At 61.9% G+C, this 14,433-nt stretch carries 11 protein-coding genes and 1 pseudogene; 1 reads left to right on the top strand and 11 read right to left on the bottom strand.

Features of this window, described 5'->3' with window-relative positions; all coding sequences use genetic code 11:
• Positions 1-7 precede the first annotated feature (7 nt).
• Genes AC07RV_RS31335 through AC07RV_RS31380 form a run of 10 tightly spaced genes read right to left on the bottom strand, consistent with a single transcriptional unit; the run spans position 8 to position 11,506 of the window.
• Positions 8-1,606 carry an acyl-CoA carboxylase subunit beta gene (locus tag AC07RV_RS31335; protein ID WP_492714931.1) on the bottom strand — a complete coding sequence of 533 codons (1,599 nt, stop codon included), beginning with the start codon at positions 1,604-1,606 and terminating at the stop codon, positions 8-10.
• Positions 1,607-1,616: 10 nt separating this feature from the next.
• Positions 1,617-2,117, bottom strand: coding sequence for a biotin/lipoyl-containing protein (locus AC07RV_RS31340; protein ID WP_204734802.1), 501 nt, complete (start codon positions 2,115-2,117; stop codon positions 1,617-1,619).
• 2 nt (positions 2,118-2,119) lie between these two features.
• Entirely contained in the window at positions 2,120-3,589 is a 1,470-nt protein-coding gene (locus AC07RV_RS31345) for an acetyl-CoA carboxylase biotin carboxylase subunit (protein ID WP_182118910.1), read from the bottom strand.
• A 43-nt stretch (positions 3,590-3,632) separates the two neighbouring features.
• The gene (locus AC07RV_RS31350) at positions 3,633-4,841 is read right to left on the bottom strand and encodes an ABC transporter substrate-binding protein (protein WP_204734801.1); all 1,209 of its coding nucleotides are present in this window, start codon (positions 4,839-4,841) and stop codon (positions 3,633-3,635) included.
• Between the two features lie 55 nt (positions 4,842-4,896).
• Complete coding sequence (locus AC07RV_RS31355) at positions 4,897-6,099, bottom strand: ABC transporter substrate-binding protein (RefSeq protein ID WP_204734800.1); 1,203 nt, start codon at positions 6,097-6,099, stop codon at positions 4,897-4,899.
• Between the two features lie 41 nt (positions 6,100-6,140).
• Positions 6,141-7,187: a branched-chain amino acid ABC transporter permease gene (locus tag AC07RV_RS31360; protein ID WP_204734799.1), complete on the bottom strand. Its 1,047-nt coding sequence runs from the start codon at positions 7,185-7,187 to the stop codon at positions 6,141-6,143.
• Positions 7,187-8,059 carry a branched-chain amino acid ABC transporter permease gene (locus tag AC07RV_RS31365; RefSeq protein WP_182118913.1) on the bottom strand — a complete coding sequence of 291 codons (873 nt, stop codon included), beginning with the start codon at positions 8,057-8,059 and terminating at the stop codon, positions 7,187-7,189. Before AC07RV_RS31365 ends, AC07RV_RS31360 begins: the two co-directional genes overlap by 1 nt.
• Positions 8,059-9,927 (bottom strand): AMP-dependent synthetase/ligase, encoded by a 1,869-nt coding sequence (locus tag AC07RV_RS31370; RefSeq protein ID WP_204734798.1) that lies wholly within the window; start codon positions 9,925-9,927, stop codon positions 8,059-8,061. Before AC07RV_RS31370 ends, AC07RV_RS31365 begins: the two co-directional genes overlap by 1 nt.
• Positions 9,924-10,706: an ABC transporter ATP-binding protein gene (locus AC07RV_RS31375; protein ID WP_182118915.1), complete on the bottom strand. Its 783-nt coding sequence runs from the start codon at positions 10,704-10,706 to the stop codon at positions 9,924-9,926. The genes AC07RV_RS31370 and AC07RV_RS31375 overlap by 4 nt, the downstream gene beginning before the upstream one ends.
• Positions 10,707-10,714: 8 nt before the next feature.
• Complete coding sequence (locus AC07RV_RS31380) at positions 10,715-11,506, bottom strand: ABC transporter ATP-binding protein (RefSeq protein WP_008905448.1); 792 nt, start codon at positions 11,504-11,506, stop codon at positions 10,715-10,717.
• Between the two features lie 627 nt (positions 11,507-12,133).
• On the opposite strand from AC07RV_RS31380, the pseudogene AC07RV_RS31385 reads away from it, so the two are divergent.
• A pseudogene (locus AC07RV_RS31385) lies at positions 12,134-12,599 on the top strand (IS30 family transposase); the annotation flags it as partial.
• Positions 12,600-12,719: 120 nt separating this feature from the next.
• Here the strand turns inward: AC07RV_RS31385 and AC07RV_RS31390 are convergent.
• Entirely contained in the window at positions 12,720-14,426 is a 1,707-nt protein-coding gene (locus AC07RV_RS31390; RefSeq protein WP_204734796.1) for an electron transfer flavoprotein-ubiquinone oxidoreductase, read from the bottom strand.
• Between the last annotated feature and the right edge of the window lie 7 nt (positions 14,427-14,433).

Genomic DNA, 14,433 nt, shown 5'->3' on the forward strand with positions numbered 1-14,433 from the left:
TGTCCCTTCAGAATCGGAAAATTCCGTAGTGCGGGTCGGCGATCGGGGCGTGTGCGGCGGCTGAGAGTGCCATGCCCAGTGCGTTGCGGGTGTCAGTGGGCGCCAGCAGACCGTCGTCCCACAAGCGCGAGGTGGCAAAGTAGGCGTTGGATTCGCGTTCGGCCTTTTCGTACACGCGCTGGCGCAATTGCGCCATCTCGGCCTCATCGGGCGTGTGGCCCTTGCGGCGCAACTGGGCGATTTTCACGTCGGCGAGGGTGTTGGCGGCCTGATCGGGGCCCATCACCCCCATGTGCACGTTCGGCCAGGCCCAGATCATCCGTGGATCCCACGCCCGTCCGCACATGCCGTAATAGCCCGCACCGAAAGCTGCGCTGGTGATGACGGTGAACTTGGGCACCTCGCTGCCAGCCTGCGCCATCAACATCTTGGCGCCGTCCTTGGTGATGCCTTCCATTTCGTAGTTGCGGCCGATCATGTAGCCGGTGGTGTTTTGTAGAAACACGAGCGGTGTACGGTTCTGATTGCACAGCGAGATGAAGTGCGCCGCTTTCTTGGAACTGTCGCTGAACAACACGCCGTTGTTGGCGAGGATGCCCACGCGGTACCCCCAGATGTAGGCGTAGCCGCAGATCAGCGTGGTGCCATAAGCGGGTTGGTATTCGTGGAAGCGGCTGCTGTCGACGATGCGGGCAATGAGTTCGCGCTGGTCAAACTGCACCCGGTGGTCGGGCGAGACGATGCCCAGCATTTCGTCGGGGTCGTAGTAGGGTGGCTCGGCATCGCGTTCTGGCAGGTAGCTTTTCGTCGCGGGCTTGAACTGCGCAACGATCTCGCGGCAAATCGCGATGGCGTGGGCCTCATTGTCAGCGGGGTAGTCGACCGTGCCGGATACCCGCGTGTGTAAATCACAGCCTCCGATCTCGTCGGCGGTGTGCTCCTCACCGGTGGCGGCCTTCACGAGCGGTGGCCCGCCGAGGAACACGCCGCCGGTGCCACGCACAATGATGCTGTAATCGCACAGCGCCGGGATGTAGGCACCGCCGGCGGTGCAGTGGCCGAACACCATCGCGACCTGCGGCACGCCGGCCTTGGACAGCAGGCATTGGTTGCGGAACACCCGGCCACCCTCGATGTACACGCCTGACAGTTCTTCAAGGAAGGCGCCGCCGCTGTCGCACAAATGCAGGACCGGCAACTGGTTCTCCAGCGCGATGTCCAGCAGTCGTGCCAGCTTGCGTGGCGTGAGCGTGTACCAGACACCGCCCTTGACGCTGGAATCGTCGGCGTGGATCAGCACCTCGCGGCCACTGACCACGCCCAGGCCAGTGACCACATTGGCACCCGGGACCTCGCCGTTGTAGTCCTCGCAGGCAGCCAGCGCCGAGAACTCAAGAAAGGGCGTACCGGGATCTAGTAGCAGGTCCAGCCGTTCACGTACCAGTAATTTGCCCTGCGCGCGCACGCGCTTGATCTCATGCGGCGGACGTTGGTGGCGCGTGATTTCCATGCGCTCGCGAAAACTCGTGACGATGGCGCTCATGGCTTGATGGTTTCGCCGGAACGCTTCGGATGCGGTGTCGATGCGGGAGTCGATGCGTTTCATCAATCGGTTCTCAGGGGTCTTGCAGCGTCACGAGGGTGGACTTGAGAGCGAAGGTGTTGCCAACGGCAAAGTGCACAGTCTTGACCCGGGCGTCGCGCGGTGCCGTCAGCGTGGTTTCCAGCTTCATGCTTTCGATCACGATGAGCGGTTGGCCCGTGTGCACGGCATCGCCGGCTGCTACATGAACCGCGATCACCGTGCCGGGCATTGGCGCCTGCAGCAAGTCGGAAGCGGCACCGGCCCGGTCGCCGCCGGAGGCTGCGCTGAGATCGATCACCTCGACTTCAAGGGCACCGGTGGCCGCACTGTGCACGAATCGACTGTCGCCTTGCGCGGCGATCCTGACGGCTTGCGGGCGCTGATCCACGGTGACCCGCCAACGGCCATCAGGCAGCGTCTTCCCCTGCATCTCGAATTTGCGTTCGCCATGGCTGACGTGGAACACGCCATTCGCTCCACGTGTTACCACGAGGTCATGGACCTTGCCATTGATGACATAGCGGCGGCGCATCGTCAATTCCTCCAGGGTCCCATGGCGGCGTGCATCGCGGGAATGGAGTGAACGGCGCGCAACAGTTCGCGGTCGGCGAGCACCGCCGATGCCAGTACCAGGTCGATGTCATCGGGGGTGAGAGACTCGCGCAGCTCGTCGGCGCAGCGTGCCAGCATGCCGGTGTCGGCCTGCCCAGCACGGAACTCGGCATGGCGCAGTACCCGCGTGAGGTAGCGTGCGTTGGTGGTCAGACCCAACAGCACCGATTGCTCAAGCGCCAGGATGGAGCGTTCGATAGCCTGTGCACGCGTGTTTGCATGGCAAATAATTTTGGCGATCATGGGGTCAAATGCGGCAGTTACCGCCTGTCCTTCGCGCACGCCGGCATCAACCCGCACGCCGGGACCAGAGGGTGGTCGCCAGCACAGGATGTCACCGGTGGAGGGGCGAAAATCATGCTCGGCGTCTTCGGCGTAAAGCCTGCATTCGATGGCGTGACCAAGCTGCACGATGTCCGCCTGGGTGTAGCCGAGCGGCTCACCCTGGGCGACGCGTACCTGTTCGCGAACGAGGTCAAAGCCCGTCACCATTTCGGTGACCGGGTGTTCGACCTGCAGACGCGTGTTCATCTCAAGAAAGTAAAACTCGCCACCGGCGCCGTAGATGAACTCCACGGTGCCGGCGCCGCGATAGTTGGCGGCGCGGGCAATGCCGGCTGCGGCTTCGCAAATATCGTGGCGCTGCACCGGTGAAAGGGCCGGGGAGGGGGTTTCTTCAATGATTTTCTGGAAGCGTCGCTGCACTGAACATTCACGCTCCCAGAAATGCACCAACTGGCCATGCGCGTCGCCCATCACCTGCACCTCGATGTGGCGTGGGCGCTCCACATAGCGCTCGACAAACAGCCGACCGTCGCCAAAATAGCGCTCACCTTCGCGCCGTGCGGTCTCGATCTCGCGATCCAACACGGCGAGGTCACGCACGATTCGCATGCCCTTGCCGCCACCGCCGGCTGAAGGCTTGATCAGCAGCGGCGCGCCGAGCGCCCTGGCGCGCTCGACGAAGCTGGCCGGGTCATCGTCCTCGATGGCGCTCGGTGCCACCGGAAAGCCGCGTTGGGCGACGAAGCTGCGCGCGCGCACTTTGTCGCCCATCAGTTCGATGCTGTCCGGACGCGGGCCAATGAAGACGATGCCAGCAGCTTCCAGCGCACGCGCAAACGCCGTGTTTTCAGACAGGAAGCCGTAACCGGGATGCAGCGCCTGTGCCCCACTGCGCCGACACGCTTCAACCAACTGCGCGATATCGAGGTAGGCCGCCACGGGCGTCAAGGCGTGCAATTCGACCGACTCGTCAGCCTCCAGCACGGCCGGGCTATCGGCGTCCACCGCGTGGTGGGCCACCACGGTGGCGAGCCCCATGCCCTTGAGTGTGTGCAGGATCCGCAGCGCGATCTCGCCACGGTTGGCGATCAGAACTTTTTGAAACACGGGCGGAACCAGTTGTACGGCGGGTGACGAACGGCGTCTGGTGTCAATCGAGCACGGGGATGGGTTCGGACACGCGCTCGAAGCGGGAGTTTTTGGCGTCCGAGCGCAACACGAGCACGCTGCTCGGCGAGTGCCGGTCATTGGGGCCGAAACTGATGGGAGAAGCCAGCCCATCGGTGTTGAAGTTCTTGGTTGTCTCCAGCTTCTCGACGACACAGGCGCGGGTCAGCGCCTTGCCACAGCGGCGGATCGCGTCTTCCATCAGCAGCGCACCGACGTAGGCTGTGATCGAATAGCGGTTGAGCGACTTCAACTCGTCGGCTGACAGATATTTCTGTGCCAACCCCATGAACTTGGCCATGCCTGGCACCGACAGGTCGGTCAGAGGCGGGACATAGTCTGCGACGAAGTAGCCGTCGCCCGCGGCACCGGCGAGCGCCTGAACAGGGGTCAGGTGGGCCGAGTGCACGGCAAGGAAGGTCAGCGACATCTGGTTTTTAGCGGCTTCCTTCATCAGCATCGAATGCTCGGCTACCACGCCGCCCGACGCGAGAAAGGTCGCTCCCACCTGCTTCAGACTCAGCATCTCAGCCGAGAAGTCCTTGGTGCCACGCTTGAAGGAGATCTCGGACACGCTGTTAAGCCCCAGATCCTTGATCGCCTTCTGGTAGCCGCAACGCACGTCGCTGCCAAACTCGTCATCCTGATAGACCAGCGCAAACTTCTCCTTTTGCAACTTCTTGCTAGCGACCATGTTTTTCATGGCGGAGCTCAACTCCTGACAATAGGTTGGCCCGATCACAAATACCGTTTTGTTCGGTGGAGTGAAGTGCGCTGCTGCCACGGCCATCGCGTTGATGGTTGGCAAGCCTTGCTCGTTGATGTAGGGCAGCATGGCTTGCAGCATCGCTGAGCCCGAGGTGCCGATGAGGCCGAAGATGCCTTCCACGTCGACCAGTCGCTTGACGCCTTGCACAGCACGCTGAGGCACATAGCCGTCATCTTCCTGGCGAATTTCCACCTTGCGGCCGTTGATGCCACCGCGGGCGTTGACATCCTGCTCCCATACCCGCAAGGCAAGCATGTGGGCCTTGCCCAGCAGGCTAGGGGGGCCGCTGACGGGCGTCACCGAGCCGAGGACGATTTTGGCGTCGGTCACGCCGGGGTCGGCAGCAGCGGCGGTCGTGGCCGTCAGGCTGATAACCATGCTGAGCAGACTGGCGGCGGCATATCGAAAGTATTTGCGTGTCATGAAAAGGCACTCCTGGTTGAGTAATGGGGGAGGGGCTGGTGGCACGTCGTCTTGATTACTTGGAACTCAGAAATTCAGAGGCTCGCTCGAATTTCCCGGCGCTGGCATTCGCCTTGAGCAAAATGGGGCGGGTCCCCGACTGTCGAATATTGGGCCCGAAGGTCAAGGGGGCCATGATGCCGTCGCTGGTGAAATTGTTGGTCTGCTCGAGCTTTTCAACCACGCAGGCACGCGTGAGGTTTTTGGCACAGGCGTTGAGCGCTGATTCGAGCAACTGGACACCCACATAGGCGGTCAATGAATACCGGTTCATGTCCTTGACCTCATTGGCTGAGAAATATTTGTAGGTCAGTGCGGTGAGTTTGCCAATGCCCTGTGTTTGTGTGTCGGTCACTGGAGGCACATACTCGGCGACGTACACGCCGTCTGCTGCCGGGCCGGCCAGGGCCAGTACCGCAGGCAGATGCGAAGGGTGAGCGGCCAGGCGCACGGCTTGCATCTGGTTCTTCGCGATCTCTTTGAGCATGGCGGCGGTTTCGGTGATGATGCCGCCGGTCAGCACGAAGGTGGCGCCGGCGCGCTGCACGCTCAACACCTCGGCGGAAAAATCCTTCGCCCCGCGTTTGTAGGCAACTTCGATGCTGCTTTTCAAGCCGAGCTCTTTCAGGGCCTGTTCGTAGCCGCATTTGACGTCGGTGCCGTAATCGTCTTCCTGGAAGATCAGGCCGAACTTCGATCCCTGCAGCTTCTGGGATGTGACCAGATGCTTCATGCTGGCAGAGACCTCCTGGCAGTAAGTTGCCCCGATATTGAACAGCGTCTTGTGCGGTGGGTTGAAGTGGGCGCTGTTGACGGCGATATGGTTGATGGCGGGAATTTTCTGCTCGTCGATGATGGGCAGCATGGCCAGCAACTGCGACGAGCCGGAGGTGCCGATCAATGCAAAGATCTGTTCGACATCGATCAGTTTTTTGAGACCCTGAACGGTGCGCTGCGGCACATAGCCGTCGTCCTCGATGCGAATGTCGATTTTGCGTCCGCCGATGCCGCCGCGCGAATTGACGTCCTGCTCCCAAACTTTCAGGGTCGTGGCAATGGCCTTGCCAATGATGCTGGGCGGGCCGCTCAGCGGAATGACCGCGCCAAGCACGAGTTTCTCGTTCGTGACCCCGGGATCTGCCGCCAGTGCGCTGTCGAAGGTCAGTGCGGCGAGGGCGCCGAGGCAAAAGCGCTGGGTCAGCTTCTGTAGTGTTCGCATCGCAGGTCTCCTATGGAATAAGCAGCGCGTGTGTTGCGGGGTCAGAATCGGAAGGGCCAATGGGTCCAGTAATGCTTGATGTCGCGCCATCGCCCCATCAGGCCATCGGGCTCAAAACGCAGGAACAACACAATCGCGAGTCCATAAATGACGCCTTTGATCTCATAGGCGGCAGTGGAGCCCGACCCGCCGAAGCTGGCGCCGATCATGCCGAACACGAAGCCCAGGCTTTCGTTGAGCAGGACGATGAAAGCCGTTCCGAGCAAGGCGCCGGCTACAGAACCCAGGCCGCCGACGATGAGCATGGAGAGCACCTCGATCGATATCAGCAGGCTGAAGCTGTCGACATTCAGGTAACGTGTGTAGTAGGCCAGCAAGCCTCCGGCGATGCCGGTGTAGAAGGCGCTGACCATGAACGCCAGCAACTTGTAGCGCACCAGGTTGACGCCCATGGCCTTGGCTGCGATGTCGTGCTCCCGAATCGCCAGGAACGCCCGGCCAATGCGGCTGCGCAGGATGTTCAGGGTGATGAAGGTGAACACCACCACAAAGCACAGCACCACGTAGTAGTAGCCACGTTCTGCCCCCAGCGCCTGACCGAACAGCGAGGGTTGCGGCACCGTCAAGCCTTCCGAGCCTCCGGTCAGGTCGCCACCGTTGAGGATCAGGTGGTTGATGATCACGGCAAATGCCATCGTCGTGATGGCCAGGTACAGCCCTTTGAGACGCAGCGAGGGTATGCCCACGATGATCCCGGCGATGGCCGCGCTCACGCCACCGGCGAAGATGGACGCCAGCATTGGCCAACCAAGTTTGCTGGCCACGATGCCGGCCGTGTAGGCGCCGACCGCCAGAAACCCCGAGTGCCCGAGCGAGATCAGCCCGGTGGTCCCGGTCAGCAGGTTCAGGCCCAACACCCCCACCGCTGTGATCAGCAGCAGCAGAATGACGGAGACATAGTACTTGGCCAGCAGCAGTGGCGCGGCCGCCAGCAGCGCCACCAGCAGACACGACCAGACGATGACAGGAACCGAGTCGGTCAGTGCCAGCAGCTGACGATAGTTTTGTTTGAAGTTTCCGCTTCGCATCAGACACGCTCGATTTCAGGTTTGCCGAACAGGCCATAGGGTCTGACCATAAGGACGACGAGGATCAAAACAAAACCGGCGATCTCCTTCATGCCGCGGCCGATATAGCCTTCCGACAGATTCTCGACCACCCCGATCAGGATGCCGCCGAGTGCGGCGCCGAACACCGAGTCCAGCCCGCCCAAGATGACCGCGGGAAAGCTGCGCAGACCTGTCGTCCACATGCCGGGATTGACGTCGTAGACCACGCCGATCAACACGCCCGCAATGGCGGCGAGCCCCGCCGACAGGGCCCAGGACAAGGCGAAAATGCGCTTGACATTGATGCCCATCAGCAGGGCTGCAGTTTGCACGTTGGCGGTGGCACGCATGGCGATACCGACCCGCGAATAGCGAAAGAAGGTCCACAGGCCGAGCAGTACGGCCGCCATCAGCCCAACGGAATACAGCTGCGCCGGGTACAGGCCGGCCGGGCCGATCTTGATGACCTCCGTTGGCAGGCCGGCATTGAGCGGCATGGGGTCTGCGCCCCAGATCAGCACCACCACCGAGCGTAGGATCACGGCCAGGCCAATGGTCACCATCACCGTGGAAAACACCGGCTGACCAAGCATCGGACGGATCAGCAAGACCTCGATCAGCAGGCCAATCAGCACCGAGGCCGCGACAGTTGCTGCCAGCATGAGCCAGAAGCCAAATTGGAAGGTGCCGGCCAGGGTGAAGGCGATGTAGGACACCAGCATCATCAGCTCGCCCTGGGCGAAGTTCACCACGCCGGTGGCGCGGTAAATCATCGCAAAGCCCATGCCGATGAAGCCGTAGAGCAGGCCCACGGCGATGCCGGAAATGACCAGTTGCAGAAAATAGTCCATCAGCCCGCTCCTGCGCCGTAGATGATCGCGATCTCTTTCGCGAAGGTTTTTTCGATGACGTTGCGGCGCACCTTCTGGGTGGCGGTGAGTTCGCCGTCGTCGTGGTCGAGTTCTTTTTCCAGGATCAGGAACTTGCGGATGTTCTCGACCCGGGCAAACAGCTTGTTCACACGCTTGACGTCCTCGTCGATCAGTTCGCGCACCTCGGGCAGCGCGGCCAGGCTCTTGTAGGTGGTGTAGGCCAGTTTGCGTTCTTGTGCCCACTTGCCGACCGTTTCGTAGTCGACCTGGATCAGCGCCGCCAAATAGTGGCGTCCGTCGCCCAGGATGATCGCCTCGCGCACATACAGGCTGTCCTTGAGCGCGTTTTCGATCTCCGAGGGCGCGATGTTCTTGCCGCCGCTGGTGATGATGATGGCCTTCTTGCGGTCAACGATCATCAGCTCGCCGTTGTCAGCCAGCGCCACGATGTCGCCCGTGTGCAGCCAGCCGTCCACCACGGTCTTGGCGGTGGCGCCTTCGTCGTGGATGTAGCCCTTGAACACGGCGGGGTGCTTGACGACGAGCTCGCCGTCCTCCGCGATCTTCCAGTTCAGGCCGTCGATGGGCAGGCCGGTGGCGCCCAGTTTGATCGCTTTTTCATGCTGGAAGAAGATCACCCCGCCGGACTCGGTCATGCCGTAGACCTGGTACACCGGAATGCCGAGGATGCGGAAGAACTTCAGTACCTCGGGCGAGACGCTGGCGCCGCCACAGAAGCCGCACTGCATGCGGTCCAGGCCGACGAATTTCTGCAGATTGCGAAACATCAGCAACCACAGAACGAAGAAGTGCAGGCGATCCGACAGACTGCGCTGGCCCCCTTGCGCCTCGACCTTTTCGAACAGACGGCGCCCGGCATCGAAGCAGCGCTGGAAAGCCCAGCGCTGAAAGCGCGAGGCGTCCTGCATGCGGATCAAAATGCCTTGCTGCAGCTTCTCCCAGATGCGCGGCACGCCCAAAAACACCGTGGGTGCGATCTCGCGCAGATTGACGGCTACCGTGTCGATCGATTCGGCGTAATTGACCACGCCACCGGTGAGCAGGTGCATGACCGTCGAGAAGGCACGCTCGGCTACGTGGCACAACGGCAGGTAGCAGACCACTTCGTAGTTGTGCCGGTCGAGCTTGAAATGGGTTTTGAGCTTGTCAACGGTGACGATCAAGTTGCGGTGCGACAGCATCGCGCCCTTGGGCGGCCCGGTGGTGCCCGAGGTGTAGACCAGCATGCAGGTGTCGTCGGGTTGGGTGTCCTCGATGGCGCGATCAAAGGTTCCCGCGTGCTGAGGCGATGCCGCGGCGTATTGGTCTCCTAGCTCAAGCACGTCCTCGAACGACATCAGCTTGTCGTGTTTGTAGCTGCGCATCCCCTTCATGTCGACGCAGATGATCTTCACCAGGTCGGGCAGGCCGGTGTCGTGCTTGGCCATGGCGTCGAGCACCTTGTCGACCTGTTCCTGATCGCCGCAGACCACGAACTTGCTGTTCGAGTGGTGCACGATGTACTGCAGTTCCGGCCACGGGTTGGTGGGGTAGATGCCCACCACGACACCGCCGATGGCTTGCGTGGCCAGGTCGGTGAACATCCACTGCGGACTGTCCTCGCTGGCAATCGCCAGCCGGTTGCCCTTGTCGAAGCCCAGAGACTTGAGACCGAGGGCGAAGCGGCGCGCCGTTTCGAAATAGTGCTGCCAGGTCATCCGGTTCCAGATGCCGTAATCTTTCTCGCGAAACGCGAGCGCATCCGGAAAGCGCTGTGCCCAGTGCTGGAGCAGCTTGGGGAATGTGGTGTTACCGTCGCGCAGCAACGCGTCCAGGTTGTCGATCACGCGGCCTCCTTGGTTTTGCTGCCCAGGTAGGCGTCGATCACGGCCGGGTTGGCCGATATCTCGACCGGCGTGCCCTCGCCGATCTTGCGGCCGAAGTTGAGCACGCAGACGCGGTCGGAGATGTCCATCACGATGCCCATGTCATGCTCGACCATGAGGACCGAAATGCCGAGTTCGTCGCGGATGTCCAGCACGAAGCGGGCAATGTCTTCGGTCTCCTCGCTGTTCATGCCCGACACCATTTCGTCCAGCAGCAGCAACTTGGGCTCGGTGGCCAGTGCGCGCCCCAACTCGACCCGCTTTTGCAGGCCATAGGACAGGGTGCCCACCGGCATGTCGCGAATTTCCTCGATTTCGAGAAAATCGATGATCTCTTCCACCTTGCGACGGTGTTCGAGCTCCTCGCGCCGCGCCCGTCCGAAGAACCACGAGGCATCCAGCACGTTGGTGGCCATGTGGCAGTGGCGGCCGACCAGCAGGTTGTCCACCACGCTGGCATGTTTGAACACCGCCAGGTTCTGGAAGGTCCGACCGATGCCGATGGCGGCCAGGCGGTGTGCCGGCATGCCGGTGATGTCGCTGCCATCGAAATGCACGGTGCCGCTGCTGGGCTTGACGACGCCGCTGATCATGTTGAAGGTGGTCGTCTTGCCGGCCCCGTTGGGGCCGATCAGGGAATAGATTTCACCGCGCCGAACGTGAAAACTGACACCGGCAACGGCTTCGACGCCGCCGAAGCGCTTGGACAGGGTTTCGACCCTTAACAATGTGTCGTTCATGTTTTTTCTCAGGACAGCCAGCGTTTGCGCCGCTTGTAATGCTTCACGTCGCGCATGTTCTTGCGCGATCCACCTTCGCCGAAGCCTAGGTAGAACTCTCGCACGTCGTCGTTGCGCAGCATCTTGTCGGCCTCACCGTCGAGCACCACGCGGCCGTTTTCCATGATGTAGCCATAGTCGGCAATGGCCAGCGCCATCTGTGCGTTCTGCTCCACCAGGAGAATGCCCATGCCTTCCTGGCGGCACAGGCGGGTGATGATGTCGAAAATCTCTTCGCTGATCTGTGGCGCCAGACCGAGCGTGGGCTCGTCGAGCATCAGCAGTTTCGGGGACGACATCAGCGCGCGGCCGATAGCCACCATCTGCTGTTCGCCGCCCGACAGGTAGCCCGACACCGTGCTGCGTTTTTGCACCAGACGCGGGAACAGCCCATACACCATCTCCATCTGGCGTCTGGCGTCGGTCAAACTGCGTGTGTAGCCGCCCATCACGAGGTTTTCCTCGACCGTCAACTGGTCGAACAGGCGGCGCCCCTCGGGCACCATGACCACGCCGGCGCGCACGATTTCGTCCGGCGCCAGGCCGGTCAGCTGGCGGTTTTCAAACGTGATCTGGCCACCCTTGATCTCACCGTCTTCCGGATACAGAACGCCCGAAATGCCTTTGAGCGTGGTAGATTTCCCGGCCCCGTTGGAACCGAGCAGGGCGACTATGCGACCTTTGCCGACGGCCAATGAGGCCTCTCGCACCGCCTCGATGGTGTTGTCGTAAACGATCTGGACATTGGTGAGATTCAGCATGACAGGCCGCTACTTGCGCTGTGCTGCGGCGACTTAACCATTGAACGGGTTTGCTGGTCGAGCGTAGTGGAGGGGTGCGCCAGGATGGCAGCCGCAGTTGTGCAGACCTTCGGCTCGGATGGGCCGGGTGCATGGGCGCGACCATGGTCTCTGGTTGCCAGGGTGCCGGTCGAGGGGGCAGTTAATTTTCTCAAAGGTTGTCCCGTGTTGGCCGTGTTGGGCAGCGTGCCTGCCATGTGCCTTACCGTTCGGTAGGCGCCATGCCTTGTTTGCATGATGGTAAGCTAACGGTAGTTAGGCTGACGTCAACTCGGGAAATCCCTATGCAGGTGCCATCAAGTCCGGGTGCAAGTGCGGGCGGCAACTTCTGGCCAGGCTCGCTACAGCATGAATGCCGGTGATTCACCCTCGGCGGATTCAAGACTGAAGTGCAACAACTGCCCCCGAGTACGGTCCGCAGATACAAAGCAGCCCACCCAAGCGCAAACGACTACCTCGCAACAAAGGAAAAGGCCGAAGAGCTCAGATACTATTGCTCCGGCCCCATGAATCTTGAACTTCCGTGGATCGTTTGCCTGTGGCAGTCCGTCCACGACTCGCGACTTCAAAGGGCCGGATCAATAGATGGACATGGTGAGCATCCATGTGCGTCCGCCCGAGATTGAAGACCGGCAGTTGCCCGGGCACGGGGAGGGTGACCTGATCGAGGGTGCTGCGAACGCCAGCGCGGTGGGCACCCTGGTGGAGTGCACCAGTCGGGCTGCTCATGCTCATCAAGCTGCACGGGTTCAAGCCCGCCAGCGCGGTCAATGTCCTGCAGGCCTTCTCTGACAAGCTGCTGAGGCTCGCCGAGCCTATGTGCCAGAGCATGACGTACGACCAGTGCCGGGAGAAGGCGATGTACAGGGAACTGAGCCGACGCACGGACATTGCGGTGTACTTCTGTTACCCCCACAGCCCTTGGCAGCGAGGCTCTAACGAGAACTCCAACGAGCTGGTGCGCCAGTACCAGCCCAAGGGCTCGGACCTCTCAGGGTACAGCCAGGAGCAGCTCGATGCGATTGCCGATCAGATCAACAACCCGCCCTGGAAGGGGTAGGGCGCACGATCCCCCTCTGGCAGTCTATCGGGACCTCCTGCTCAATAGCACGCAACACCCACCCTCGTTCATTGAAACCCAGGGTATTGCACTTTAGATTTGAATCACTCTCGGCTACATTCCCGCGTAGTTCGGCCCGCCGCCGCCTTCGGGCGTGAACCAGACGATGTTCTGAGTCGGATCCTTGATGTCGCAGGTCTTGCAGTGCACGCAGTTCTGCGCGTTGATCTGCAGCCGGTCCGAGCCGTCGTCGTTCTTTACGAATTCGTAAACGCCGGCCGGGCAGTAACGGCTCTCGGGGCCGGCGTATTTCGCCAGATTGATCTGCACCGGCACGCTGGCGTCCTTGAGCGTCAGGTGCGCGGGCTGGTTTTCTTCGTGGTTGGTGTTGCTGACGAACACGCTGGAGAGCCGGTCGAAGGTGAGCTTGCCGTCGGGCTTGGGGTAGCTGATCTGCGGCATCTCGGCGGCCGGGCGCAGGCTGGCGTGGTCGGCCTGGGTGCGGTGGATCGTCCAGGGCGGACGCTTGATGCCAAGCCTGGGCAGCAGCCACTGTTCAATGCCGGTCATCAGGGCTCCGACGAGGCTGCCCTTCTTGAACCACTGTTTGAAGTTGCGCGACTGGTCGAGTTCGGTGTGCAGCCAGCTGTTTTTGAACGCAGCGGGGTAGGCGCTGAGTTCGTCGCCGCTGCGTCCGGCGGCCAGGGCTTCAAACGCGGCTTCGGCGGCCAGCATGCCGCTCTTGATGGCGGCGTGGCTGCCTTTGATGCGTGCGGCGTTCAGGTAGCCGGCATCACAGCCGACCAGCGCGCCGCCCGGGAACACGGTCTTGGGCAGGCTGAGCAGGCCACCGGCGGTGATGGCGCGCGCGCCGTAGCCGATGCGCTTGCCACCTTCGATGTGGGCGCGAATGGCGGGGTGGGCCTTCCAGCGCTGCATTTCCTCAAAGGGGCTGAGCCATGGGTTCTTGTAGTCGAGCCCGGTGACGAAGCCCAGCGTGACCTTGTTGCCTTCCAAGTGGTAGAGAAAACCGCCGCCGTAGGTCTGGCTGTCCATCGGCCAGCCGGCCGTGTGCACCACCCGACCAGGTTGGGCGCGGGCCGGGTCGATCTCCCACAGTTCCTTGATGCCGATGGCATGGCTTTGTGGATCGCGGCCTTCGTCGAGCTTGTATTTCGTGATGAGCTGTTTGCCCAGATGGCCGCGCGCGCCTTCGGCAAAGATAGTGTATTTGGCATGCAACTCCATGCCGAGCTGGAAGCCGTCGTGCGGCAGGCCGTCCTTGCCAATGCCAAGGTTGCCGGTGGCGACACCCTTTACGGAAGGTAAATTCCCGATCTCCGAACCGTTGTCGTTGTACAGCACCTCGGCGGCTGTGAAGCCGGGGAAGATTTCCACGCCCAGGGCTTCCGCCTGCTCGCCCAGCCACTGGGTCAGGGCGCCCAGGCTGATGACGTAATTGCCCTCGTTGTGGAAGCAGTCGGGCACCAGGAAGTTGGGCGTGCGCCTGGAGCCGGTTTCGCTCAGGAAAAGCACGTCGTCACCGGTGACGGGTTGGTTCAGCGGTGCGCCCAGCTCCTTCCAGTTGGGGAAGAGTTCGTTCAGCGCGATGGGGTCCATGACCGCGCCGGAGAGGATGTGAGCACCGGGCGCGGAGCCTTTCTCCAGCAGCACCACGGAGACGTCCGCGCCCTTTGCTGCAGCGAGCTGCTTGAGGCGGATGGCTGTGGCCAAACCGCCGGGGCCGGCACCCACCACTACCACGTCGTATTCCATCGCCTCGCGCGGGCCGTATTGTTCGAGCAGGGAGGTGGGCTTCATGCGGAGA

The organism is Variovorax sp. GW821-FHT09B01 (assembly GCF_059418345.1).